This window comes from Pseudomonas sp. B111 (assembly GCF_026428275.1).
Taxonomy (GTDB): domain Bacteria; phylum Pseudomonadota; class Gammaproteobacteria; order Pseudomonadales; family Pseudomonadaceae; genus Pseudomonas; species Pseudomonas aeruginosa.
Genome location: NZ_CP097857.1, coordinates 1,376,879 through 1,399,726, shown reverse-complemented (window position 1 = coordinate 1,399,726; position 22,848 = coordinate 1,376,879). Strand labels below are relative to the sequence as shown.

The 22,848-nt window shown below is 55.2% G+C and carries 19 protein-coding genes; 12 read left to right on the top strand and 7 right to left on the bottom strand.

Translation table 11 applies throughout. The features are described 5' to 3' along the window. The first annotated feature begins 202 nt into the window (after positions 1-202). From M6E97_RS06420 to M6E97_RS06405, 4 genes are read left to right on the top strand one after another with little or no spacing between them, the layout of a single operon-like run. Complete coding sequence (locus tag M6E97_RS06420) at positions 203-415, top strand: hypothetical protein (RefSeq protein WP_033988888.1); 213 nt, start codon at positions 203-205, stop codon at positions 413-415. Positions 416-425: 10 nt separating this feature from the next. Next, complete coding sequence (locus tag M6E97_RS06415) at positions 426-3,698, top strand: site-specific DNA-methyltransferase (RefSeq protein WP_033988886.1); 3,273 nt, start codon at positions 426-428, stop codon at positions 3,696-3,698. Then, complete coding sequence (locus tag M6E97_RS06410) at positions 3,698-4,210, top strand: hypothetical protein (RefSeq protein WP_033988883.1); 513 nt, start codon at positions 3,698-3,700, stop codon at positions 4,208-4,210. The genes M6E97_RS06415 and M6E97_RS06410 overlap by 1 nt, the downstream gene beginning before the upstream one ends. Before the next feature lie 9 nt (positions 4,211-4,219). Beyond that, on the top strand, positions 4,220-6,988 hold the full coding sequence (locus M6E97_RS06405; RefSeq protein ID WP_033988879.1) for a DEAD/DEAH box helicase: 2,769 nt from the start codon (positions 4,220-4,222) through the stop codon (positions 6,986-6,988). Positions 6,989-6,997: 9 nt separating this feature from the next. On the opposite strand, the gene M6E97_RS06400 is transcribed toward M6E97_RS06405, so the two are convergent. Further along, positions 6,998-7,300 carry a hypothetical protein gene (locus tag M6E97_RS06400; RefSeq protein ID WP_033988877.1) on the bottom strand — a complete coding sequence of 101 codons (303 nt, stop codon included), beginning with the start codon at positions 7,298-7,300 and terminating at the stop codon, positions 6,998-7,000. A gap of 106 nt (positions 7,301-7,406) precedes the next feature. Here M6E97_RS06400 and M6E97_RS06395 point away from each other — a divergent pair, with 106 nt between their 5' ends. The 3 genes from M6E97_RS06395 to M6E97_RS06385 are packed head-to-tail and all read left to right on the top strand — an operon-like array spanning position 7,407 to position 11,583. Next, the gene (locus M6E97_RS06395) at positions 7,407-8,510 is read left to right on the top strand and encodes a hypothetical protein (RefSeq protein WP_042857842.1); all 1,104 of its coding nucleotides are present in this window, start codon (positions 7,407-7,409) and stop codon (positions 8,508-8,510) included. After that, positions 8,507-9,757, top strand: coding sequence for a hypothetical protein (locus M6E97_RS06390; RefSeq protein WP_034004975.1), 1,251 nt, complete (start codon positions 8,507-8,509; stop codon positions 9,755-9,757). The genes M6E97_RS06395 and M6E97_RS06390 overlap by 4 nt, the downstream gene beginning before the upstream one ends. Before the next feature lie 2 nt (positions 9,758-9,759). Next, positions 9,760-11,583, top strand: coding sequence for an Hsp70 family protein (locus M6E97_RS06385; protein ID WP_033988868.1), 1,824 nt, complete (start codon positions 9,760-9,762; stop codon positions 11,581-11,583). 128 nt (positions 11,584-11,711) lie between these two features. Here the strand turns inward: M6E97_RS06385 and M6E97_RS06380 are convergent, their stop codons facing one another. The 4 genes from M6E97_RS06380 to M6E97_RS06365 are packed head-to-tail and all read right to left on the bottom strand — an operon-like array spanning position 11,712 to position 15,433. After that, positions 11,712-12,356 (bottom strand): hypothetical protein, encoded by a 645-nt coding sequence (locus tag M6E97_RS06380; protein ID WP_071534404.1) that lies wholly within the window; start codon positions 12,354-12,356, stop codon positions 11,712-11,714. Continuing rightward, positions 12,331-13,500 carry an XRE family transcriptional regulator gene (locus M6E97_RS06375; protein ID WP_033988866.1) on the bottom strand — a complete coding sequence of 390 codons (1,170 nt, stop codon included), beginning with the start codon at positions 13,498-13,500 and terminating at the stop codon, positions 12,331-12,333. The genes M6E97_RS06380 and M6E97_RS06375 overlap by 26 nt, the downstream gene beginning before the upstream one ends. Continuing rightward, entirely contained in the window at positions 13,497-14,870 is a 1,374-nt protein-coding gene (locus M6E97_RS06370) for a 7-cyano-7-deazaguanine synthase (protein WP_223724251.1), read from the bottom strand. Before M6E97_RS06370 ends, M6E97_RS06375 begins: the two co-directional genes overlap by 4 nt. Next, positions 14,867-15,433, bottom strand: a complete 567-nt coding sequence (locus M6E97_RS06365) for a hypothetical protein (RefSeq protein WP_223724252.1) — start codon at positions 15,431-15,433, stop codon at positions 14,867-14,869. Before M6E97_RS06365 ends, M6E97_RS06370 begins: the two co-directional genes overlap by 4 nt. A 171-nt stretch (positions 15,434-15,604) precedes the next feature. On the opposite strand from M6E97_RS06365, the gene M6E97_RS06360 reads away from it, so the two are divergent. Further along, positions 15,605-15,790: an AlpA family phage regulatory protein gene (locus M6E97_RS06360; protein ID WP_033988864.1), complete on the top strand. Its 186-nt coding sequence runs from the start codon at positions 15,605-15,607 to the stop codon at positions 15,788-15,790. A gap of 456 nt (positions 15,791-16,246) precedes the next feature. Here M6E97_RS06360 and M6E97_RS31115 read toward each other — a convergent pair whose 3' ends face one another. Continuing rightward, positions 16,247-16,504: a hypothetical protein gene (locus M6E97_RS31115; RefSeq protein ID WP_256927406.1), complete on the bottom strand. Its 258-nt coding sequence runs from the start codon at positions 16,502-16,504 to the stop codon at positions 16,247-16,249. Between M6E97_RS31115 and M6E97_RS06355 the strand changes: the two genes are divergently transcribed. The 4 genes from M6E97_RS06355 (at position 16,391) to M6E97_RS06335 (ending at position 21,554) form a co-directional block, all read left to right on the top strand. Beyond that, on the top strand, positions 16,391-16,903 hold the full coding sequence (locus tag M6E97_RS06355) for an inovirus Gp2 family protein (protein WP_306283416.1): 513 nt from the start codon (positions 16,391-16,393) through the stop codon (positions 16,901-16,903). The genes M6E97_RS31115 and M6E97_RS06355 overlap by 114 nt on opposite strands. A gap of 582 nt (positions 16,904-17,485) precedes the next feature. Further along, positions 17,486-19,636 (top strand): hypothetical protein, encoded by a 2,151-nt coding sequence (locus M6E97_RS06345; protein WP_033988861.1) that lies wholly within the window; start codon positions 17,486-17,488, stop codon positions 19,634-19,636. Positions 19,637-19,769: 133 nt separating this feature from the next. Beyond that, complete coding sequence (locus M6E97_RS06340) at positions 19,770-19,925, top strand: hypothetical protein (protein ID WP_086239748.1); 156 nt, start codon at positions 19,770-19,772, stop codon at positions 19,923-19,925. Between the two features lie 48 nt (positions 19,926-19,973). Further along, positions 19,974-21,554: a hypothetical protein gene (locus tag M6E97_RS06335; RefSeq protein WP_033988859.1), complete on the top strand. Its 1,581-nt coding sequence runs from the start codon at positions 19,974-19,976 to the stop codon at positions 21,552-21,554. A 196-nt stretch (positions 21,555-21,750) separates the two neighbouring features. Here M6E97_RS06335 and M6E97_RS06330 read toward each other — a convergent pair whose 3' ends face one another. Then, positions 21,751-22,839: a DUF3396 domain-containing protein gene (locus tag M6E97_RS06330; RefSeq protein ID WP_033988857.1), complete on the bottom strand. Its 1,089-nt coding sequence runs from the start codon at positions 22,837-22,839 to the stop codon at positions 21,751-21,753. Between the last annotated feature and the right edge of the window lie 9 nt (positions 22,840-22,848).

Here is a 22,848-nt window from a genome sequence, read left to right as displayed (position 1 = left end):
CACGATATGGCGGTAGCAGATTTGCCTGAGGAGCTCTTCAACGAAATACAGGGCGCTTTTCGTAAAGCTCCGGTGCTCCTTGTCAGGTCTGGATTCTCTTGCGGCTATGGCCTTCCTGGTATGGGAGCTCTGGCAGAGCACTTGCAAATACCGTTGACGACGTGCTGACCACAGATGAAGCAAAAAATATCTGGAGGGGCTGATGGAGGTGCTACCGACGTTGGATGTGGGCGAGGCTGTGGTGTTGGGCGATGCCACCCTGCTGTCGACTCGTATCAAGATGTCGAAGCCCAAGCACGAACCACGTAGTGCAATGATCCGCTTCTGGACCCGTTGGGCCGCCCCAACGGCACAAGTCGATCTAGTTGCCGCCGTAGAAAACATGCGCCGCCAGTCCCGCGTACAAGAAGATTAAGGAAATTTGAATGGCCACTAAAAAAGAACTACTCGCGCAGGAAGTCGCCAAGGCTGTTGGGGCAGGTAAGGCGGTTGCGCTTGAGACCGTCGACTTCAACGATCCGAATCGTCCCAAGACTTGCCTGGAGGTGGACTTCCCGATCCTGCCCGTCAATCAGGTGGCGATCATCGAGGGTAATGCGGGCAAGCCGATTTACCAGATGTCGAAGTGGTGGGCGCGTCGTCGTTCCAGTGTTTTCCGCTCCATGTTGCTCGCAGCGGCGACCAAGGCCCCAGAAGACAAATCGCACGCAGCCAAGCTGGTTTGGGAAAACTACTACGCGAACCACCAGAAAAAAGGTGCGTTTAAGAACCTGAAGGTGGCCGATATCTTCATGGGCGGCGGCACCACGCTGGTTGAAGGCTCACGTCTCGGCATGCAGATGGTTGGTAACGACCTGAATCCGGTCGCCTGGTTCGTGGTCAAGCAAGAGCTGGCCAACGTCGATTTGGAGGAAGTAAAGCGCCTTCTCGCCGATATCGAGGCTGAGGTCAAGCCGCAGATCATGCCGTACTACTACTGCGACGGCCCAGAAGGTGAAAAAGGTACGTGGACGCACCTACCAACCCAGAAGGTAATGCCAGCTGATTTCGACCCACTGACTATTCCCCGCAACGAGCGCAAGGACTACCACTACGAAGGCCCGGAGATCATCTACACCTTTTGGGCCAAGCACGGCCCTTGTCAGGTGACCGGCTGCGGCCACCGAACGCCAATCATGACCAGCCCTGTGATGGCGGTGAAGGCCCTCACCGTCAAGCACTGGGAGCACGCTTGCGGCAAATGTGGGGGACAGTTCCATATTGAAGCTGACGCAGCGCGAATGGCTGCTGATGTACCGCTATTCGTGGCGCCTACGGAGCAGCCCTATGCGGTGCTTGATCCTGTATCGGGCGTTACCTGTCCTCACTGCGGAGATATTGCAGCAGCCAATATCCACCCCAAAGACGGATTGGCTATTGCCGGCTCACGCGGCCAGATCAAGCTGGGTAAGGGTAAGAACAAGAAGGTTGAATTGAGTCTGCTGGTGCATCCGCAATGGTTGGCCGGTTCACCCAGGCAGGATGAGAATAACCACGTCTATGGTGGCTCACTCCAGGATGACCTGGCCGCGACCTCGCGCTGGGGCAGGGTGCGTGCCTCCAAGATTCGCTTGTTGGAGGTTCGTGGAACATTGCCGGAGGAGGTGACCTGCCCGGAAACCAAGGTCACTTTTTCCCCCGAAAATGGCACGGTTCCAAAAAAATCCCACTACGCTTGCGCAGCCTGCGGCACTGTGCAGGATGTATTGACCACCATCAAGGCTACCGGCAAAACCGGCCCGATGGCTGGTTACGCGGTTCATGGTTACGCGCCCCGGCGCGATGAGGCGGGTAAGCCCTACAGCGGTCGCTTTTTTGCTGCCTATGACCAGACATACACCCAGCAGTATGAAGCGGCGTTCGTGGAGTGGGAGGCACGTAAGGAGGGTGACTTAAAAGATTACTGGCCACGCTCTGAGCTTCCTTACGGCTTCATGACGCACATGAACAACGGGGGGCTACCAAATCATGGTTTCACGCATTGGTGGACGATGTTCAATCCACGTCAGTTGCTGGTACATGCGCAACTACTCAAGGCAATTGTTGAAAACGGTGACTATGACTGGACGGTGAGGGAGTTTGTGCTCGGGGCTTTTCAGCAATATTTGCGCAATCAAAGCCTGTTCACTTTATGGAATGTTCAGGGTGATAAGCTCGAACCACAGTTTGCGAATAACAACTATCACCCGAAATCGACTGTAGTTGAAAACTGTGTTTTTCCAGCATTGGGGCGTGGCAACTGGGCCTCAAGCTCCGAAGGTATTATTGAAGGCCGCGAATGGGCGATTCAGCCCTGGGAAGCCGTAAGCACCGAAGCGTTGACGCGTCGCGAGCCACTGCTGGCGAAGCAATTGAGCGGAAAGAGCGAAAAGGTCTTTCCCGGCGACCCTGTGCTGGACGTGGCGGTGCATCAAGGTTCGTCCACCGATCTTGCCCAGTTGGAGAGTGGCAGCCTAGATTTGGTTATCACTGATCCGCCTTTTGGTGGCTTGCTCCACTACTCAGAACTAGCAGACTTTTTCTATGTCTGGCTGCGCTTGGTTCTGAAGAGCAAGTACCCAGCAATTTTCGGCGGAGAGTACACTCCCAAATCGCTGGAGGCTGTGGCCAACCGAGCTAGGGAACCGGAAGACCCAGATGGCTTTTATCAGCGACTCCTGACCCAATGTTGGTGCGAGGCACATCGCCTTTTGAAGCCAGGCGGCATCCTGGCCTTCACTTTTCACCATAGCGCGGATGAGCCTTGGGTGGCGGTGCTGGAATCGCTGTTTGATGCTGGGTTCTACCTCGAAGCAACGTACCCCATTCGCTCCGATGAAACAAAGGGTGATGGGGCGAAGCCTGGAACCTTTGGCTCACAAACCATCGAATACGACATCATTCACGTCTGCCGCAAGCGTACCGAAGAGCCCAAGCCGGTTAGCTGGGGTCGGATGCGCCGTGAGGTGATGGCGGATGTGCGCCAACTGCAGGCAATGCTGGAAAACCACGCTAAGGAGGGCTTGCCTGCCGCAGACCTTCAGGTAATCCGACGCGGCAAGGCGTTGGAATATTTCTCTCGCCACTACGGCAAAGTCTATGTCGATGAAAACCGCACCATCTCGGTCAGGGATGCGCTCGTCGGTATCAACCAACTTATTGACGAAGACGCCGATAAAGGGAAAGAGCCCCCGCCGGTAAATGCTGAGCCGATCACCCGTCAGTTTCTGCGCACCTTCGGTGCTGTCAGCGAGATGAAGCGTGACCAGTTACAGAAATTTCTGCGTGGCACCATCACTACGCCCGATGATTTTGTGCAGCGAGGCTGGTGTAGTGAGGAGAAGAAGGTGTTTACGCGTACCAATCCTCTCGATTTCGCCAGAGCGTGGCATGGGAAGCAGAAGCACAAACTGGTTTCCGATCTTGATCAAGCACTGGTTCTGATCGGCGCATGTGTCGACGGTAGCGGTATCAATGCTTCGGACACGTTGAAGAACGAGAATTTTACTCCGCACGTTGCCCTCAAGCCGTTGCTGGAGTGGTTGCAGAAGAACGGTCCAGATCAAACCACCCGAAATGGAGCCTCGCGTGCGGTGTCGATCTTCACGACCTGGCAAGCCAGCCAGGCACCCAAGCCGCAGCAAGGATCGCTGTTTAATGACGATGGGGAGTATGCGTAATGAGGCAGGTGCTCGACACGGTATGGCAACGGCGCGGTACCAGTTGGCTATGGGATGAGGAAGCTCGCAATACAGTGTGCGCTGCTGGCGAGGTGTGGAGTCTCCGGCAGTTCTTATTGGCCGCCGCTCCGAATGGGGACGGGTGGCCCGAGGATCTACCTAGTAACCAAGGCAGAACACTGGTGGTTGCTGGCCTCGAGGGTAGTCTTGATTTGCTGGCGCCTGATCAGGGTGAAGTGTGGTTGGGTGATACGATAAAACGCGCGATTCTCTCGTTTCAGGACGAATGGGGAGGCGATGGTGCGTTGATCTTCTGGATGCCGCAGGGAGATAAACGCCTCAGTGTGCAAACTACTACCGATGCAGTGTCGTGGTTGTGCGAAGCGCCGCACCGTGGAAAGCAGCTCGACTTTGGCCGATTACTCTGGGGCGAGGCCAACGAGTATCCGCAGGAAATTCTGCTACGCGAGGGCGCGAAAGCTGCGGGTCTTTTCCATTTGCGAATTACCTGAGATTGACGTGTGGAAATAGAAACACAGTTTCAACCTGGCGAACGGATCTCCCACCATGAATTCGGTCAGGGCGTAGTTCTTGACCTCGCGCATGATGGTTACGTTCGTGCCTTCTTCGGCGTGGGTGAGCGTCGTGTGCCGGTCGGTGCCGTACATCGCCAAGTCTCGCGCACTGAACGCATCCTGCGAACGGTCGATGGCAGCGCAGAGCGAGCCAGAAAGGCTTGGCTCTCTTACGAGGCCCATGCTCTGCCCGTCATGGAGAGCGCATCGGCGCTGACCTCGGCCAAGATCGACCTGCTACCGCATCAAGTGGTGTTGACACATCGGATTGCCACGGCATCTCCCAGGCGCTATCTGATTGCCGATGAGGTGGGCTTGGGCAAGACCATTGAAACTGCGCTTATCTTGCGAGAGCTGGCTAGCCGAGGCGAGTTGAATCGCGCTCTGATGGTGGTACCCGCAGGGCTGGTGAACAACTGGCACCGCGAGCTGAACGAAGTGTTCAACCTTGATTTCGAGGTTTTCGGCTCCGAGGGTGACATCACCGACCGCAAGACGAATGCTTTTGCCAAACACGATCGGCTGATAGCCAGCATCGACACCCTCAAACGCCCGGCACGTATCAAGCGCCTGCTTGATGCCCCTTGTTGGGATCTTGTGGTGTTCGACGAAGCGCACCATCTGACGGCACACCGCATTGGGGGCAAGGTCAGGAAGACCGAGAACTACAAACTGGCTGAGGCCTTGAAGGATCATTCGCGTGATCTGATGCTGCTGTCGGCCACTCCCCACCAAGGCAATCATTTCCAGTTCTGGATGCTGGCTCAGCTCCTGAATCCCACGCTCTTTCGCAGCCCCGAAGAGATGTTGGAAAACCGCCATCGTCTCAATACGGTGATGTTTCGTCGCACTAAGGCTGATGCCTGTCAGCCTGATGGATCGCCATTGTTTGCAAGGCGTTGGGTGCATACCGAATCTTTCCTGATGAATCAGGCAGAGCGACTGTTCTACGAGAAGCTGCGTGAGTATCTGGAGGACGGCTTCGACCTAGCCCGCCGCCAGGGTAACAAGGGGCGGGCCCTAGGTTTTTTGATGGCGATCTTTCAGAAGATCGCAGCGTCCAGCTTCGCGGCTGTGCGCCGCACGCTCAAGCGCCGCTTGCTTATGCTGACCCTGCATGAAGCGCTGCTGCGGGACAAAGAGCTTGATATTGAAGGTCGTGAGCGCCTGACTGAGGAAGCGCGGGCATTAATTCATGAGGAGTTTGGCCTGCCGCATGACAGCATCGGGCGAAGTGAAGTGGATCGTGTGCTCGCCGACCTCAAATACCGCTTGGTCAAGAAGTTAGATGAGGAGGCCCTGGAAATGGCCTCCGACCCTTACGGCAGCGAATACTCTGCAACGCACGCAGAGGAAGCTGCTTCTGCAGTCGTGGAGCTGCATTTGCCCGAGGAGCGCCTGCGTATCGGCGATTTGCTCAAGGTCTTTCCGCTCCAGCGGGAAACCAAAGCGCAGAAGTTGCTGGATGGCTTGGGCTATCTGTGGCGGCAGAATGCCGGCGAGAAGATCGTCATCTTTGCCACCTACCTCGGCACGGTCGATCTGATTGCACGTGAGATTGAGCAGGCCTATCCCGGCCAGGGTGTGGTTGTGCTGCGCGGCGGCGATCACGGTGCCAAGTTGGCGGCAGAGCGGAAATTCCGTCTGAAAGATGGGCCGCGTGTAATGGTTTGTACAGCGGCCGGCCGCGAAGGCTTGAATTTGCAGTTCGCGCGAATCCTGTTCAATTTCGATTTGCCGTGGAATCCGATGGATGTGGAACAACGAATTGGGCGCATCCACCGTTATGGACAAAATCACACGGCACAGGTCTACAACCTGGTTCTGTCCGACACTATCGAAGGACGAATTTTCCTGATGCTCGACGAGAAGCTGACGGAAATTGCCAAGACAGTTGGTAAGGTCGACGACCAAGGCAAGGTTGCCGAAGACCTGCGCGCGCAGATTCTTGGCCAGCTATCCGAGCGTCTCAATTACGACCGTCTTTACCAGGAAGCGTTGTCCGATCCTGAATTGAAACGCACACAAGTGGAACTGGAAGCGGCGTTGTCGAACTCACGCGAGGCGCGGCAGGTGGTGTTTGATCTGTTCCAAGACCTCGACGGCTTCAGTCTTGATGACTACAAGCCGTTCTCCGACGTGTCGTCCAGCCTGGATCGGCTGGTACGTTTCCTGTCGGCAGCAGTGGCGGATCGTCAGCAGCGCCTAGTCAAAATCGACGACGAAACGTACGACCTTGTGACGGTTGATGGCACACGTCGGGCACGATTTACCTTGAACCGCGATACGGCAACCAGCAGCGATAACGTGGAACTGATGGGCCTGGATCATCCGCTGATACAGGAAGAATTTGGACGCTGGCGCAGCGTTGCACCTGAAGATATTGGCATTGCGGTTTCAGGGTATGTGGACGCGCCGGTTCTACTTTCTCTCTGGATGGTCGAATCGTCCGCCGGTAACGGTGAGCGCCGTGTCGTCCTTCAACCCATTGCCGTCAAGCAGGACGGCACTCGTGTTCCGGCGGTCGAGCGACAGGCGGAGCAATACCTGAAGGCACCGGTAGCCTTGCCGATGTTCGAACCAGAGCAGCGACAGGAACTATTCGCACAAGTGGTTGAACCTACACTGCAGCGGGAGCTCAAGCACAAGGGGGCCGCGAATGGTGATGGCAGCTATTCGGCGGAGCTGATTGGTTATGTTGAGATCGTCAGCTAGCTGTATGGGCTAAAACCAGTGAGCTGGGACCTCGATCTCGTAATTCCTGGCCACGCTGGACAGTACCGATAGAATCTCTTCATGCCTCATCTGGTCATTTGGTTGCCATGTTGGGCGGCGATCCAGCAGTTCCTTTAGCTCGGCTAGGTTATACATACCAAGGCGGTGGAAGTTACCCCAGCTCGGTATGCCAAAAAGGTTATAGATGGTAATCGTAGCGTCACGCTCGCTGGCCAGACGTTTTTCACCGGTTAGTTTTTCGGCGGCTTCCTCAGCTTCGTCGCGGTCGTCGTAGGTGTTTAGGAGTTTCATGGTCTGTTGCCTGCCTGTGAGGCGGCGGAGCTTACCAAAGCACGCTCGGATCAGACCACTTCAATAAAGTCCCAAGCACTGTAGCTTGAGTTAGATGGGGAAATGGATGGCCTGGTATCTGAGCTTTATCGACCCTGGTAACGCTGGCGGCAGCGTCAGTATTCCGGAGTCGCCACCGGTGGTGCTGCAGCCGATAGTCTACGAGTGTCCGCGCTGCTCGGCCCATTTCGACAGTGTCCAGGCGCGCCGTGACCACTTTTTCACGGCGCATCCATACCGTAAGCCGGAGCTCTTGCTGTGTGGGCAGCTGTTGGGTAATAGCGGAACCGTGATTAATGTACCTGTCCAGGCCACGGATTGGCTGCTGGGCAGTTGCCACAGCGTCTCTCTGAATGGGCAAACGATGGCCCCGGAAGAGCTGTTTCAGAGGCTTGCCGAGTGTCGGCAGGGGTTCCATGTCTTGGAGCTTGGCAATCAGGACACTACTGAACGACTCGATTTGCGCTTCTGTATTCCGGAGCTTGCAGAGCTGCAGCGCCTTGAGGACATTTTCAATACGCTTTTTCTTGATAACGAGCTGAGTGTCGATGATGTCCGGCGTTTTGCCGAGGCCTGCAAGTCGCTGAAGACAGCCAATGAATACCTAGAGGGGGTTTGCCAGTATCTCTACGGTGTGTTGGCCAAGGATCAGCGAGGTGGTACGCAGCTGAGTCATGCTCATTACAAGGAGCGCTTCAATCGGGCGCTGGAGGCCTTACGTTACGTGGACAGGCCGCTGGCTCGGACGATGCGCGGCATTATCAACTTTTCGTTCAACAGCTTCGTCCAGGTTACTAGCCAAGCCGATGCGCCAGCGCTAGCTGCTGCAGCTAGCCTTTTTGCAGGCTGGGCTGGAAAGCCTGTGAAGGGCTGTGCGGGAGTGCCGCAGGAGGCTCAAGCACGTTTGCCCGTTGATCACGCCACTGACAGGCTTTTGAGCTGGATGGCCCTGCCGGATAAGCGACAGGAAGGGGAGTTGGATGAACTGCAGCAGGTCAGTGCCAGTTCGATATGGACGGCAGAAGACCGAACCAAGGCTTTAGTGCTGTGGCTGGAATGGGGACGTACCTACCGATCGACAGATGAGCTTCGGCGGATGGCGCGCCGCTTGCTGAATGATGCGGTCTTTGCCGGCTACGCCGAGCAGGTGCTAGAGAGAATAAATCAATGAGTGACAAGATGAGCAAGCCGGGTAGCGTACCTGTCATGAGCCGGAAAACTGGGGCGAAAGAGATGCTTCAGCCGGCTAGGCGTCAGGAAGTGTCGGAGCTGGAGGTTTCGGTAGAAGTTGTACAGGCCGCGCCAGTTGCCAGCGACCTTGTGCCAGAAACGCTAGTAGATGAGGCCCGCGAAGCAGTAGCCGAGGCCACTCCGGATACGGTCAGCATCTTAAAGCCGAAGGACAAGGAGCAGCAGAAGATCGAGAGCCTGGCTGATTTCCTTGAGCACTTTTATGCTGGGAAGACCAAGTCGACCTTGCCGGAAGCAACACTGCGCAAGCTGGTGAAAAGCTCAAGAATCGAAGAGATCCGGCGCTACGAGCTATTGGCCCTTGCAGAGGAGAACGACCCGACCCTGGAGAAAAGCCTCAATCTGATGCTGCTAGCTGCAGACCTGAATGGTTATCGGAGTATCGAGGAGCAGTTACGCTACTTTGCCGCTGAGGTCGGGCGGCGGGTACAGGGGCAGGGTAAACGCTCTCTGGAGTCTTGGTTGCCCCGAACCACAGAGGACGGATTGAGCCTTGAAGTCATTGCTAACGAGGTCCGGGATGCCGTGCAGAAGGTGGCTGCCTCTGAGGTGTCGGCGCCGGAAAAGAAGAAGGCTCAGAAGCGTCTGGAATGCGGTTTTTATCTGGCCTGTCAGTGGCGCCTCTACCAGGGTACTGCTCCCCGCGAGCTAGTAGGTGTGCTGCGCCGCTCGATCCTTGCACCAAATCCGCTGCAACGTGAGCGGAGCGATGGGCTGGTTCGTCTGCTAGCTAGCCAGCCGTTCGGGGATGTGCCGGGCCTGACTTGGCTGTTGGATGATCAGGCGCGCATGGTTCAGCAGGCCGATGCTCGGGCTGATCAGCTCGAGCGCGAACTGCGCCAGTTGGCTGTAGACAAGAGCCAGACTGAAGAGCAGCTGAAAGCATGCGAGGCTGAGCTTGCCGACAAGACTGCCCGGCTAGATGAGCTCCAGGCACAACTGGGTGCTGCCCAGGAGCAGTCGCGCATCCAAGAAGTGCACTCCAATGATGACCTGTCGCGTTTGCGTGGGCAGGTTCTGCGTGTGCTGAATAGCGAGATGCCAATCCTTCAGGACGTCCTCATTGCGCTGGACCGGGAGCCGCCCAAGGTGACTGTCGCCCGTGAGTACCTTGGGAGTGTGGTCGAGAAGTTGAACAAGGAAATCAGTCGAATCAAGGACAGGTAAACATGGCCATCTACGGATTTGATTTTGGCACGACTAACAGCCTGATCTCTGTGGTCGAGGGTGACCGCTGCATTGCATACGTGGATGAGGACAATGGTGGTTCACCTCATCCATCGGTGGTGTGCTATGACGGCGACGAAGTGGTCGTCGGGCACGAAGCCAAGGGTCGGCTGTCCAGCTCCGGGCTAGGGGTGATTGGCAATGTGGTGCGCTCACCGAAAACCCTGCTCGGAAAGCATTCGGTGCATGTGGATGGCGTGAGCCGTAGCCCGCGACAGATGGTGGCCGACATCGTCCGCTATGTGACTGGACATGCACGGGATGAGCGGTCGGGGGATTACAGTCGCGCCGTGGTGACTATCCCGGTCGACATGAGTGGTGAACGCCGCCGTGACTTGCGCGAAGCGTTTCGCCTGGCGGGTGTAACCATCGATCAGTTTGTCCATGAACCACTGGCGGCGCTATACGGACATCTGCGCGGTCTGCCCGACTTTGCCAGCGAGATCCGTCGCCTGGATCGCCAGTACATGCTGGTGTTCGACTGGGGAGGCGGTACGCTCGACCTGACCCTGTGCCAACTGGTCGATGGCTATTTAGTGCAGATTATCAACCATGGCTGCAGTCACTTGGGCGGTGATGTGATCGATGAGTCGATTATGCATGAGGTGGTGCGCCGTCACTGTGCCCAGCATGCGGCTCTTGAAGGTGTAGATGTTGCGGCGGATGCCCAGAAAAAGCTGCTGGCGCGTGCAGAGAGGGCCAAGATCGATCTGTCTAGCCTGAGCCAGGCACAGATTTACGTGCCTGATTACTTCCGTACCAACCAGGTAGGCCTCGATCCCGACCTTGTCTATCAGTTGTCTCGCGAGGTGCTGGAGGAGATCGTCAGCGGCAAGCTGGCCGAGGGGCTAGAAATGATCAGCAGCTTGTTGGGAGCGGTTGGATTCGAGGTCTCAGATATCAGTCTGTGTCTGGCCACTGGTGGGATGGTAAACATGCCGCTGATCAAGACTCGTCTGCTGGAAATGTTTGGGCCGCAGCGGCTGTGTGTATCGGAAGAGGGGCAACTGATCATTTCCAAGGGCGCCGCCTGGATTGCCCATGATCGGGCTGATCTGCTGCTGGCCAAGAACGTTGAGCTGGCACTGGCGCGCGATACTCGCCATGTTGCGATCAAGGCAGGCTCAGTGATGCCCCACGAAGGTGCGATACAGCAATCCGAAAGACTCAATCTTTACTGCACCGATCCTCGTGATGGCGTGGCGAAGATCCAGTTGGAAGTACCTGCCCGCCGGCATGGCAGGCATGTACAGGCCAGTGATCCGCGCAACAATCTGGCCAGTCTCAGCGTAAAGGTGGATGAGCGGAGCGGTCGTTTATTCGAGCGTGTTGAGCTGGATATGCGGGTGGATGAGAACCTGATTCTGCAGGTCGAGGTGCGCTCGACTGTTGCTAATGATCAGGATGCAACCGAAATCCATAACCTAGAGTTTGGACTGAGTCTTGGAGGGCTGGGGGGTATTGGGCATCAGGGGGATTCAGCACTAAAAAAGCCTGAAGGCCGGAGGTTCTGCGAGCCAAGGGGCGCGCTGTTGCTTCGGTCGAATCTGGCTCTGCGTGAGGACAAGTCTCTAGTACCCGGCGAATATCTGTATGAAGTGCAGAAGATGACACCCTACACTCGGGATGAACTCACGCCATTGCAGGTACGGGAGAATCTCTACTACACCCCCTGTAGCGGCTGTGGACGGCGGAGCAATGATCCCTTGTGCCAGTGTGCCTCTGGTGAAACTGGCAACATCCGCAGAATAATATTCGATTTTTGATGGGGGCACACTCAAGCTGCTTGAGTACACTATCCAGTTAAACTTACAGGAAAAGTCTATAAGCCAGCCTGGAAGTTAATGGAATTGGAAAGAAGATGAGTTGGGCGTGACCAGGCGTCGCGCGATCCTCACTCGCAACTATTGGCGGCCGTAAGGACTGACATCCTTCGTCTTACATGTCGTTTCAGGCTTTGGCATGCGTCCACGTTTTGTCTCCCAATCAGCTGAGCTATCCAGTCAAATTGGTGTTCTCTAACTTGCATTCTTGTGCGCTGAAGAGCATACAACGTCGCGGTGGCGAGCACTTCATTTCCCAGAACGGCCTGCACAGGGGGGGACGCTAGGATATCTACAGTTGTGACGAGCTTCAGCATTTCAAAGCGTTCCGCGGCGATCCGGGTAGCTTTCTTTTCGTCAATGGCGGCAGAGAATCCATTTCTATGTGCGAGAGCTAAAGTTGCCGCTTCACCGTCGCCAAGTGAGCTTGAGGTATGTCCGGACACCATCCCAAAGAAATCCTCCAGGGAGAACCCCGTTAGCTCCTTGACTACCAAGACTTTGTTGCTGATCAGTTCAGCCAGTAACGCCGTTTCTGGACGCCCATTTACTGCGCCTTGCTCAATCTCGCGCACGACGTTGTCAGATACATAGAGAGGGACAGCTAATGCTTGCAAGATAGTGTTCGCATGATCCGTCGCCAGCAAATTTATGATTACGCTAGCATCCAGGACGATGGCGTTCCTCTGGTTAATGAGACAGCTTGAAAAGGTCATCTACCTCGTCCTCTTCTGCCTCATCAAGCAATTCACGTACTCTCTCGCGATCAAGCTTCAGCATCTCCGACATCTGGCCTTCGCTGATTAGATCTTTCTTCCATGCTTCGATCGCCAGCAAGAAGAGCCGTGACGATTGCGTAACATCAGCAGGGATTGAGTCAAATACAGTATCTCCCAGAACCTGGCGGGCTTGCTCATCGGTAATGCCGCCATTATCCATGAACCAGTCCCAGGTTCCCTTTTTAGTCAGACTCAGCTCTTCAAGGCGCATCACCATCGCTTGGCGAGATACGCCAAAAAAGCTGGAAAGCAGGATGATGTGTCTGCGAGTGAGATGAGTTGAGCCAATGGTTAGCTCCTTGAATTTCTCCATGACGGCCCGGGCTGGCGTAAGAAATGCACTCGCGAAAGCATTCGCGTATCGCTCCTCGCGGGAGTTTTCATATTTTTCGTCTTGATAGATCTCTGGCCGGCGCCGAGTCGCAATAAAGTGACCAAGCTCATGAGCGCTGGTTTGGGCTCGACGATCTTTTCGGTGACTGGCATTGATTAGTATGCAAGCACCAACGGAGTCGTCATAAGCAAACAGCCCAGAGACTTTTGGAGCGAGTTTTCGGCTATAGACTCGCACGCCTAGCTGTAGCTCCAAAAGCGCAAAGATGTCCTGAATTGGTCCTTCGCCAAGTCCCAGCCAGTTTCGCAGGCTTTGTGCATCGTGCTCCGCCTGCTTACGGACATCACCAGGAAGGATAGTTTTCTCTGCAGGGTAGTTGTGTGCTCTCTGAATACCGAGCACATTTTCAAGCTCAACCTCAGCTCTGACGAGATCGTTCAGCATCCGCGCAGCTTGCTCGACACCTACCTCATTGGTATCTGGAAGCGAGCGGAAGCGTGGAACAAGATCCACGTGAACGGCTTCCTGTCGCAGCAGCGAGTTGGCAGATACGCCATAGCAGCGGCTGAGTGCCTGGATTTCATCGAGCCGCGCAGTACGTTGCCCTTTCTCAATGGCCACAAGCGTGGTGCGTGCTACGCCTATTGCTTTAGCGGCAGCATCTTGGGTGATGTTCGCGGTTTCCCGCGCAACCTTCAGTCGTTCACCCAGCTCTACTGGGCTGAGATCGTAATTTGGTTTGGTCATGATGCGTAATCTATCCATTTTCTCACAAACGACTCTGGTCCCAGGTCGTTCGTAAACGCTGACCATTCCATGGCATGTTGTTGCAAGAGCCGGTCAAAATTCTCCGCCACCGTTTGTGGCGTTTCAGCCAAAGCACGAGCTAGCTCGTTCGTCCTGAGGCGTTTGATCAGTTCGTACTGCGTGGATTCCCTAATAGAAGAAAGGTGCTCGAAATGGAGCACCCCTGCGATGGCATATTCTCGCAAGGCTTGAGTTTGTCTGCTGAAGTCTTTTGCTGCTCCAGCTTCAAAGTCCGTTGCACTCAACGATTCCCACACGTAGGTCTCCGGCGCTTCATTCAAGCCAGCGGCATGTACGCTTAGGCGACGGAGGATGCACGCAGCACAAATGCCACATTGTCGCCGTGAGCCTAGAACGGCGGTTTGTCGCGACTGCTGCCAACAAGATCTGGTAGTTGCCCAGCCAGCTCCATCACCGCAGGTTTCGACAAACTCGCGCAGGGTTTCGCCTTTCGTTTTCCATAGACGGGGGAATTGGAATTGGATCGGATAGTCGAGTAGCGCGTTAACAAATCGCTCCATCAGCTTGGTGAAGACCGGATGGTTTCGGTAGTCCTCGTATCCATGACCAACTGGAAGGAGGGCCGGTGCGAGTGCGCCTTGGCCGCTTTCAGGAACGATGGTTGCTGGTGCATCAACTAGGTATGCCGCCATTGCAGATACGACAGCAAATTTGAATCCGCGGCTTCGGGCGCTAGTTTCAGTATTTTTGCGGTCATCAAGCTTCACTGAATAGGGGAGTGCCGTGAACGGGATTTTGAGACGTTCCTTCCTGGAGATATCGTGCTGCTTGCTGCCTACTCTCACGCGAACCAAGCGTTTTCCTAAGCGCTTGCTTTCCAGCTCGGCTACCGCACGGGAGTCCATTCCATCGCTATAGGCAATGACCGCTTCCGCGTTGGATGGGAACTGCATGTGGTCTTGAACTGGTGGTTCTGCGGGAGCTTTTCGAGCGTGAAACTCGAAATGCCAGGCATCTCCGGTAAGAAGGTTCAGTGCCTCCACTAGTGCTCCGGTAACTGCATTTTCTGACCATTTTTCGTGGTCATGAACTGGAATGCGTACAACAAAACGCCGCCCCCAGTTCATTGTGCTGCGGGTAAGAGTGCGATCACAAAACTCAACGGCAGCGGCCACGACTAGGGCGTCATAGACCCTGGGTTGCCATTTTTGCGAGGAGAAGGATGCGAGAGCTTCTAGATCGAAATTGATGTTCTGTCCGAGATGGCAGGGCAGCATGCCTTTTCGTGGGCGTACGCCGGATTCGACCACATCAACAGCCATCTCCTTCAGCGGTGAGAATTTTTTCAAAGCGATACTCCTGCGTCCAAGCCGGTCATTTTTCTTGAGCGCTGAGAGACCGGTGCTGGGCCCAACAGAATCAAGCCCAGTTGGTTTTCTGAGAGTCCGCAGATTGCGTCGGAGATACGCGTGCTCACATGGTCCGCTCGCCTGTGGTTGGACTCTCTCAGGTAGTGCTCTTCAACAGAGCGCACGGTTGCTAGTCCGCGCATTTTGGCAGCAAGGCCTACAGCTTCATGAAACGCATCTGAACCGAATTTGCCTTCATGGATGAGCTCAATGCTGCACGCTACGACATTTCTGCCAAACACTGATCCAGCAGCAAGAGCGTTTGTTTCATTTAGCTGGGCAAGCGCAATTTCAGGGAGCATGAGGGAATTGTCACGACCGGAAAAAATGGATTTCAGCTCTTGGGTCAGTTCCCAGGAAACCTCCATCTTGAAATCGCTGGCGAGGGCGTTGGTTGCGGCCTCTGCTACTTCACTGGCGCTGTAGGCGGCCTTGTCGCCGCGCATGGCCAGATCTTTCCAAGGCTTTCGCATCGGCAAGCTTCTGTGTGGTCCGTCGCTCATCGTCCAGCCTCCGGTGTCACCGTTTCTGACAATGTCAGTAATTTCATATAAAAATATGACATTGTCAAGGTTGGGGTTGTAGGAGCCTTAGCCGCATTCGCGGCTGGGTGTCGGATCGGAGAGAATCCTTTGTTTGTGCCTAGGCGGCACAGTCAGCAGAGGAGAGATGTTTTGAGAGTCATGCGTTTGAAAGAGGTAATCAGCTCTACCGGTCTGGCCAGGTCAACAATCTATAAGCTGATTGGATCAAGCGCGTTTCCGCGGCCTGTGCCACTGACTGAACGAAGTGTTGGCTGGATTGAGAGCGAGGTAGTGGCTTGGATTAGGTCGAGGATTGATGAGCGCGATATGGCTTAAACGGCTCACGAGGTACTAGCCGCTGCACGCAAGCCTCGCAACGTATCCGCGTTCAGCATCATGTAAATATAAGAAGAGTGGATGGTTTTGAAGCACAACCAGCTTGGCTTGGTCAATAATTGGGGGCTGCAATCAGGGCATTCAGTTACAGCTAGGATTTGGGATTTAATATTGCCAAACGGTATGACTAGCCTTATTTTAATTCCAGAGTAACTGTCGGTCGCTTGGTCTCAGGCCTTTATAGGTTGCGGCAAGCCAAGCTCTTAGATATTTCAGAGGTGGAAGGTTTTGGCGTGAGTAATATGCCTTATAGAACATCTACTTCCTGAATCGCAAGGTATAGCAGGCCCTATCGCAGGTCAGTGCGCTGTTGCTATTAACTACCGAGCAGTAAAAAAAAATATAAGCACCACAGGGTATGAAACTCTTTGAGGAGTAGTACCCGTGACCCGTCATTCAGATAATCCGAATCTTCATCTGTACTGGGAGAACACCTTCGAGGGCATGCCAATCATGTCCGAGAAAGGACCATTTATTCTTGAATATCTTGTAGCCACCAAGCGAACTATCGAGCGGGCAGTGGATCACTACCCGAGGGTCTTGGCCTTCAGGGTAGACCTGCGCTTTCCGCAGGATGCTGAGCTTCCTGATGACGCTTACACGAATGTAGTTATCAGTCGTTTCATCGAGTCCTTCAAGGCCAAGATCAGGCATGATCGTAGCCGGGCACAGGGTAGGAACCCGTGTGCACGGGACTCGCGAGTTCGTTACGTTTGGGCTCGTGAGGTTGGACGAAACAGACGACCGCATTATCACTTGCTAGTCCTGCTAAACAGGGATGCCTACTACGGCGTAGGACGGTTAGTTTCAAGCAGAACCAATAATGTTCGTCGTATGGAAGAGGCCTGGGCTAGCGCTTTGAGGCTTCCAGTTGAGCAGGTATGGGGGCTGGTGCACATTCCTGAGCGGGCTGAGTATCGGATAGACCGATACATCCGTACTGGTGATCATGATGCGCTACCAGAGTTGCTCCACCGGGTCAGCTACCTGTGCAAGGCTGCGACGAAATCTTACGGCGACCGTCAACGTGGATTCGGTACCAGTCGAGGCTAGATGAGGCAACCTCGGCCGGCTCGTGGATCCTCGTCCATGTGAGCGCAATTCGATCTTCGAGCATGAGACTGGCTATATCTGCCGTGTTGAGCAGGGGGGAGCGTCGCGGTTACCACATCCATGCTGCCTTCTTCTTCAATGGCGCTATGGTGCGAGGCGACATCTACAAGGCGCAGCAGATTGGTGCTCTGTGGGAGCAGATCACCCGTTGCACAGGGAGCTACCACAACTGCAATCATGACAAAGCCCAGTACGGTGATGAATGCGGTATCGGGATGATTCACCGGCGCGACGAGCAGGCTCGTGACAATGTCCTTCAAGCGATGAGCTAGCGGTTTCAGCGATTGAGCCTGCGTCCGAAGGGGGCGAAGTGCTTGCGCAAGGGGCAAGCAAAAACCGGTTTTCGGGTTTGCTAGTCGGTCTATCTCCCGGTGAACCCAGTTACTCAGGCAGTTTGGATCAGAAGTGCAGGTTCATCGCAGATGAAGTCGATGTTTCTGGACTCACGCAGTGTATGGAGTACAGATCGACTGATGGTTTAGGCTCCGACCAGGAATCATTGACTGGTGTGAGTGCTTAGGGATGTCTGAGAAACGGGAGCGTTGTCGGCAGCATTACCAGTTGGTTTATGAGAAGAGCCAGCCTGACCTTAGCAAGGGGCAGGCTCTTGATGAAAGCCTGCATCATTTCTTGGATCAGCGGCCTGCAGGTAAGAATCTATCAGCCATTGATCGTGCGCAAGGTCTGGCGACCGCATCGTTCTGGCTTGATATGGATGCGGTTGCCCAATCCGAGCTTGCCAGCCTTGCCCTCAGCCGAGTGCTGTTTTTCGACAATGCAGTCAGTGTCGAGCGGCTGTTGCACCTGGCTAGCCATAACCCTGAAACCCTCAGATGGGCCATTCGCTACTCGAAGCTGTTTGAGCGTATCGAGTCGCCTCTCTGGCTTGCCCTGCGTGCGGCGCTCACAGGGGATGACTGGCAAGTCTTCTTCGGTGTCTGTGATCGATTGCTTGATCAGCTCAAGCCCTTTGATGAACTGATTGCCAGTGCCGAAAAACAGCTTGAGCATTTAACGCTGCTGGAGCTGTTTTCCTACCTAAGTGTGCTGGCCTACCAGGCATTTGCCGAAGACGGTTCCGATGATCCATCCGGTCAGCAGTGGAAGGTCTACAACCGCATTATTTTGAACAAGCTTCGCGCTTGCTCAGAAGAGGATTTCCGCCTTAGCGAGTCACGGCTTGGGCAATCGCTGAAACGGCACCTGTCACCGATTATCTTTCCCGGATCCAGCAATTCTGATGTGGTGAGATGTCGTCAAAATCTCGAATCTCTGGCCATTCTGATTGGGGCCACTCAAGAGCGGATCGACTACGAAGGCTCCATCGACTGGTTCTGCTTTGATCCTGAATGCCGTTACCAGCTAAAACGCGGTGAGCCGGTTATCTACAACCAGTCGGAGGCGGGAACAGAGCGGTGGCGGCGTACCGGGCGTAAGAGTGATTTGCTTTGGCACTACTGGATGAATCGCGCCGTGCATGCCTTCGCTCTCTCCGGCATGGCTGAACAAATCATCGGTTCACCTGAGAATCATGAGCTGAACCAGTTGGCCTTTATCAAGGCGGTTCGCAGCAAGCTACAGCTGCAGCAAATCTACGGCTTGGGTGACCGGCTCTCGCTCAGTGATGGCTCCCAGGTTCAGCTTCACCACTTGCTGCTGGCGAGCGAGCTGAGCTCGGTTTTCTTTCAGAAAGAGTTTATCCAGCCATTCCAGCGTCACTTGCGCGAATCGGGTGTGCTTGCTCAGGCACTGGGGCGCTTAGCCATGAATGGCATGCTTACCGGTGAAAACCGGTTCCCGATGACCTGGTCCGAAGAGCCAGAAAAGATCCGCAGGATCACTGGCTGGACTGTCTGTGAAGAACACCCGAAAGGCTGCGCCAGCTCGGCCAAGGCAATCCTCGCGTTCTGGACCAGCGACTTCAAAGCGCTATCTCAGCAATTGAAACTGCAGCCGGGGATGCCAGCGCCGAGGCTGAATGAGCAGCCCTTCTACAAAATCGGACGCTATAGCTTTCAGTTCCCTTGGGTTGGCGCGCAGCAGAACAACCTGACGGCGGCCATCAATAACCTTCGGCGGGTAAACGCCCGTCGGGCCGACATGCAGACTGAAACCCAACGCGTAGAACTCGCATTGGCCGAGAGTCTTCGGCAACGAGGCTTTGCCGTTGAGGTGGGGTATCGGCCGACTGTGACAGACGATGATGATGCCGGCGAGGTGGATCTGATCTGCCACCAGGATGGAGTGCTACTGCTGCTTGAGGTCAAGTCAGGCTATATCCGTTCGACCAAGCATGAGGTCTGGTTGCATCGCACCAACACGTTGCGCAAGGCGGCCTGGCAGTTACGTCGCAAACAGACTGCTGTTCGAAGTGCGCTAGTTGCTGATCAAGAGTTGCGCGCTAGGTTGGGCTATCACGGTCAAAAGCCTAGAGCGGAAATGCGCGCCTGGATCGTCGATACCTCAATTGAGCTCGATGGTCAGTCAGTCGAAGGATTTAGGGTGGTATCCCGAGAGGCACTGGAAGTCGTTCTGCGTGATGAGAAGCGGCTCCTGGGGCCCATAGATCAGCGTGGCGAGGAGAGTCGGGGGTCGTTGTTTCCTGACGGGTTTAGTGCTGGGCGATTTGTCGCCGTGGTCGAGTCGGATGAGCTGTGGCGCGGCATCTGTTAGGGCTCTGCAGTTAATAGCTTGGCATAGCTGGGTGGCGGCAGAACACCCAAAAGTTCGTCTCCAAAAAGCCCAGATACTGCATCAAGCCGGGTGGCTAGGATGCGACTTCCTAACCACCCAGCAGGAGACGATTATGTCCAAGCAACCCAGCACTACCAGCCAGCAGCGTCAGCAGCACAACCATCGTTCGGATGCACTGAACAATAATCGCGGTACGTCGGGTACCAACCCGACCAATGCCCACGTTCATGGCAATCGCGGTAAACAACTCAACCCCAATCAGCGCTAGGATCGCGCTCCCCCGGTCAGCACTGGCCGGGGGTATCAAGGATTTCAGATGAGTAGAGATACTTGCTTTGCCACCCAGGGCGAGCTGGCCAAGCTGGCCTACGATGCATTCGGCGTACTTCCCCGCAAGGGCTCCCGCCGTACGAGCAAGGAAGCCAGTCGCGATGGTATTGATGAAACACAGAAGAAGGTCATTCAAAAGCAATTGGCGAGGCTTGCCGAGGAAGAAGGCGGACTGCTGTCGAATTTCGGGCAGGTGATTCAAACGCTCAGCAGCATCCTGGCAGCGTATTTGCCCAGCATTCAGATCATGAGTGCTATTGGCGATCCGTTCGATGATCTGCTGGAAGCATACAACCGCTTGGTTCGCGAAGAGGGCACCTATCTCAGCAAGGCTGAAACCCTCCGATACTTCATCTCGACGAAGGCAATTCCTTTGCTGGTCGTTTCGCTGAATCAGAGCCTGCTCAAACACGGAATTGCAGACCTGGTGCTCGAAGTGCCGGAAGACGCATTCTGGTACCTGCCGACGGTTACTGAAGATGGCCGCCTAGTAATGCCGCTGGAAAAAGTCATGCGCTGGGTCTATGCGCGTTGTGATCTCTCGCAGACGCAGTTCCACTACCCAGGCAAGAACCCGCGAAGCGACAACAACATGCTTCAGCAGAATCTCGACAACGCCATCAAGTGGACGCGGGGCGCAAGGCTTCCTGCATTACCTGCCTTGTTTAGAAATTTCGAAGAGTCCTTCGCCGCGCTGGCGCAAAGCGGGCGAGAGATACCCAAAGAGCTTCAGGCCAGCATCCTCGTGGCATTAATGGTTGCCCGGGTTTCAAGCTACCTAACGAGGGAAATTGCTGCCGCCTACGGTCATCAGTACCTCGCCGATGCCTGCAATCAATTCCGTGATTATGCCCTGTGGATCGCCGATGACATCAACGAGTTCAAGGCCGTATTGGAGGAGCAGATGCGGCAAGAAGAGTCCTCTGAGATGGCCCAGGCTATCTGGTTTGCTGGCTGGGATCGCTACTGGGATTTCTTCTATGCGAGGCTGCGAGGCGCAGCCGGTACTTTCCAGCAGCTTCAAGAAGCCGTCCTTGGCGAGGATGGCATTGAAGAGCTTAAAGGTCAGTACGGCCCTTTTGCCGTGCTCTCCATTCAGGATCTGATTCAGCGGCACTCAGCATTTTCCCCTCCGCACGGTTTTGCCGAGCTTCTGTTTAAAGGTTTTGACCTCAAGAGTTCTCCAGCAACCCAGCTAAATCAAATTGACGAGTATGCCGCTCAGGTAGCTGCTTACGGCCTGGATGAGCAACTTTGCTGGATGGTGCCCTGGTTGCGCGGGGTCTATCACTATCGTCGAGAGGAGTTCGAGGCTGCCATGCCGCACTTCCAGGCAGCCTTTGAAAATGCCAAGTACCGGGCAGGTAAAAACCAATACAAGCTGGTGAACCAGTACGTCGAGGTCGCGGCAAAAAATGATGACCGACGGGGTTTCAAGAAGGGAATTGAATGGGCGCAGTACCTGGACATTAAGGTGCGTTGGCTGCGTGATGATGAGCCCACCGAAGAGAAGCTGGACTACGTCTGCTACATGCTGAAAATCGCCCGGTATGACCACCAAATGTAGCGACGTCAGACGCGTTGCTCTCTCTCTGCTTAGCCGTTTCTCGTACGGCAGAGGCGTCGAGCAGACGTAGATATCTTTAGGAATATCGAACGTGTCTTCGACTCCCTCCAGCAGTCAAAGCCTGGTTATGGTTAATTCCCAGTTGTTCTGCGCCTGGCAAGGCATGCTGATTTCCGCTGTATGCTCCCTGAATGCTCTACAAGCGCTCAGGGAGGGTGTTGGTGGTGTCTAGATAGGGCTCACTGCTGAGTAGTTTGTCTCGCCAGCCAGGGAGATCACCATCATCCACGTCCAGGCGTTTGAGCCACTGATCTGCCGACCAGCCCACCAACCGTAACTCCCCGTCATGTGAGCCACCATGCAAGGAGCCTACGGTTTCGTAGCGGACCCCCTTGAGCGCATGGTTCAGCAACACATAGGGAGCAGGCCTCGGGTCGTCTGTATCTCCGCCAAGATAGGGGTGGGCGCCTGCTTGAATGACCAAGCCATTGCCACATTTGTAGAAAGCGAAATGACTCGATGGCAATTGACCGCGCAGCGCGTCCAGGCCGCCCACTTGCTCCAGGCGTTCATGATTGAGCAAGGTCAGCCAACTGATGCACTTGATCTTGGGTTGCTTGAACGCCGGGCGATTCGCAAGCAGTGCTGCGGTACCTACATCCAGCCCGGGCATGCGTTGAGCCATAAAGGCTTCGGTGGGTTCGTTGTCATCGCGCCGAGTCGGTGAAAGGTTGAAGGCCAGGCCGGCGTAGCCCTGCTCGGGATCCAGCCGACGGGCGAAGCTCATGAACAGCTGCTGAAAAATCAGGGGATCTTGTTCTTGGTAAAGCAGTGGAACCGAGAACTCTAGAACGCTCAGGCCGTTCCCCATCTTGGCCTGCCATCCACGCTTGCCGTAGATATCGAATAGCCAAGCGCCGGCATCATGTGCTTTCTTTCCATTGGTGTAGGAGAAGCTGAGGTGATCATCTTCATCCATCTCTTGCATCATATCCCGCAGCGGCTTCACGTCCTTGTAGGTGATAAGCGGCTTACCCTTGGGGGGCTCTTCTCGCCACAACCAAGTCAGATGCGGTTCTGACACCTTCTTGAATTCGTCGAAGCATTGGCAAAGCGCTTCACGTACCAAGGGCGTGTGTGCCTCTCTGAAGTAGAGCGTGCCGCGCACGCAAAGCACTGCCCCAACGTAGTCCTCCGGGCCACCTTTCATCAGCAGATTACCCGGCATCTCTAGGAGGTGAGGCTGCTTGGCTAGTTCCTCGGCCAGGTCGAATGGTTGTGCCATGTGGTGTTT

What these genes read in the sequence shown, in the direction of transcription:
- M6E97_RS06420 (WP_033988888.1), top strand. Translation starts at nt 203, where the DNA reads ATGGAGGTGCTACCGACGTTGGATGTGGGCGAGGCTGTGGTGTTGGGC.
- M6E97_RS06415 (WP_033988886.1), top strand. Translation starts at nt 426, where the DNA reads ATGGCCACTAAAAAAGAACTACTCGCGCAGGAAGTCGCCAAGGCTGTT.
- M6E97_RS06410 (WP_033988883.1), top strand. Translation starts at nt 3,698, where the DNA reads ATGAGGCAGGTGCTCGACACGGTATGGCAACGGCGCGGTACCAGTTGG.
- M6E97_RS06400 (WP_033988877.1), bottom strand. Translation starts at nt 7,300, where the DNA reads ATGAAACTCCTAAACACCTACGACGACCGCGACGAAGCTGAGGAAGCC.
- M6E97_RS06395 (WP_042857842.1), top strand. Translation starts at nt 7,407, where the DNA reads ATGGCCTGGTATCTGAGCTTTATCGACCCTGGTAACGCTGGCGGCAGC.
- M6E97_RS06390 (WP_034004975.1), top strand. Translation starts at nt 8,507, where the DNA reads ATGAGTGACAAGATGAGCAAGCCGGGTAGCGTACCTGTCATGAGCCGG.
- M6E97_RS06385 (WP_033988868.1), top strand. Translation starts at nt 9,760, where the DNA reads ATGGCCATCTACGGATTTGATTTTGGCACGACTAACAGCCTGATCTCT.
- M6E97_RS06380 (WP_071534404.1), bottom strand. Translation starts at nt 12,356, where the DNA reads ATGACCTTTTCAAGCTGTCTCATTAACCAGAGGAACGCCATCGTCCTG.
- M6E97_RS06375 (WP_033988866.1), bottom strand. Translation starts at nt 13,500, where the DNA reads ATGACCAAACCAAATTACGATCTCAGCCCAGTAGAGCTGGGTGAACGA.
- M6E97_RS06365 (WP_223724252.1), bottom strand. Translation starts at nt 15,433, where the DNA reads ATGAGCGACGGACCACACAGAAGCTTGCCGATGCGAAAGCCTTGGAAA.
- M6E97_RS31115 (WP_256927406.1), bottom strand. Translation starts at nt 16,504, where the DNA reads ATGCCTGATCTTGGCCTTGAAGGACTCGATGAAACGACTGATAACTAC.
- M6E97_RS06345 (WP_033988861.1), top strand. Translation starts at nt 17,486, where the DNA reads ATGTCTGAGAAACGGGAGCGTTGTCGGCAGCATTACCAGTTGGTTTAT.
- M6E97_RS06340 (WP_086239748.1), top strand. Translation starts at nt 19,770, where the DNA reads ATGTCCAAGCAACCCAGCACTACCAGCCAGCAGCGTCAGCAGCACAAC.
- M6E97_RS06335 (WP_033988859.1), top strand. Translation starts at nt 19,974, where the DNA reads ATGAGTAGAGATACTTGCTTTGCCACCCAGGGCGAGCTGGCCAAGCTG.
- M6E97_RS06330 (WP_033988857.1), bottom strand. Translation starts at nt 22,839, where the DNA reads ATGGCACAACCATTCGACCTGGCCGAGGAACTAGCCAAGCAGCCTCAC.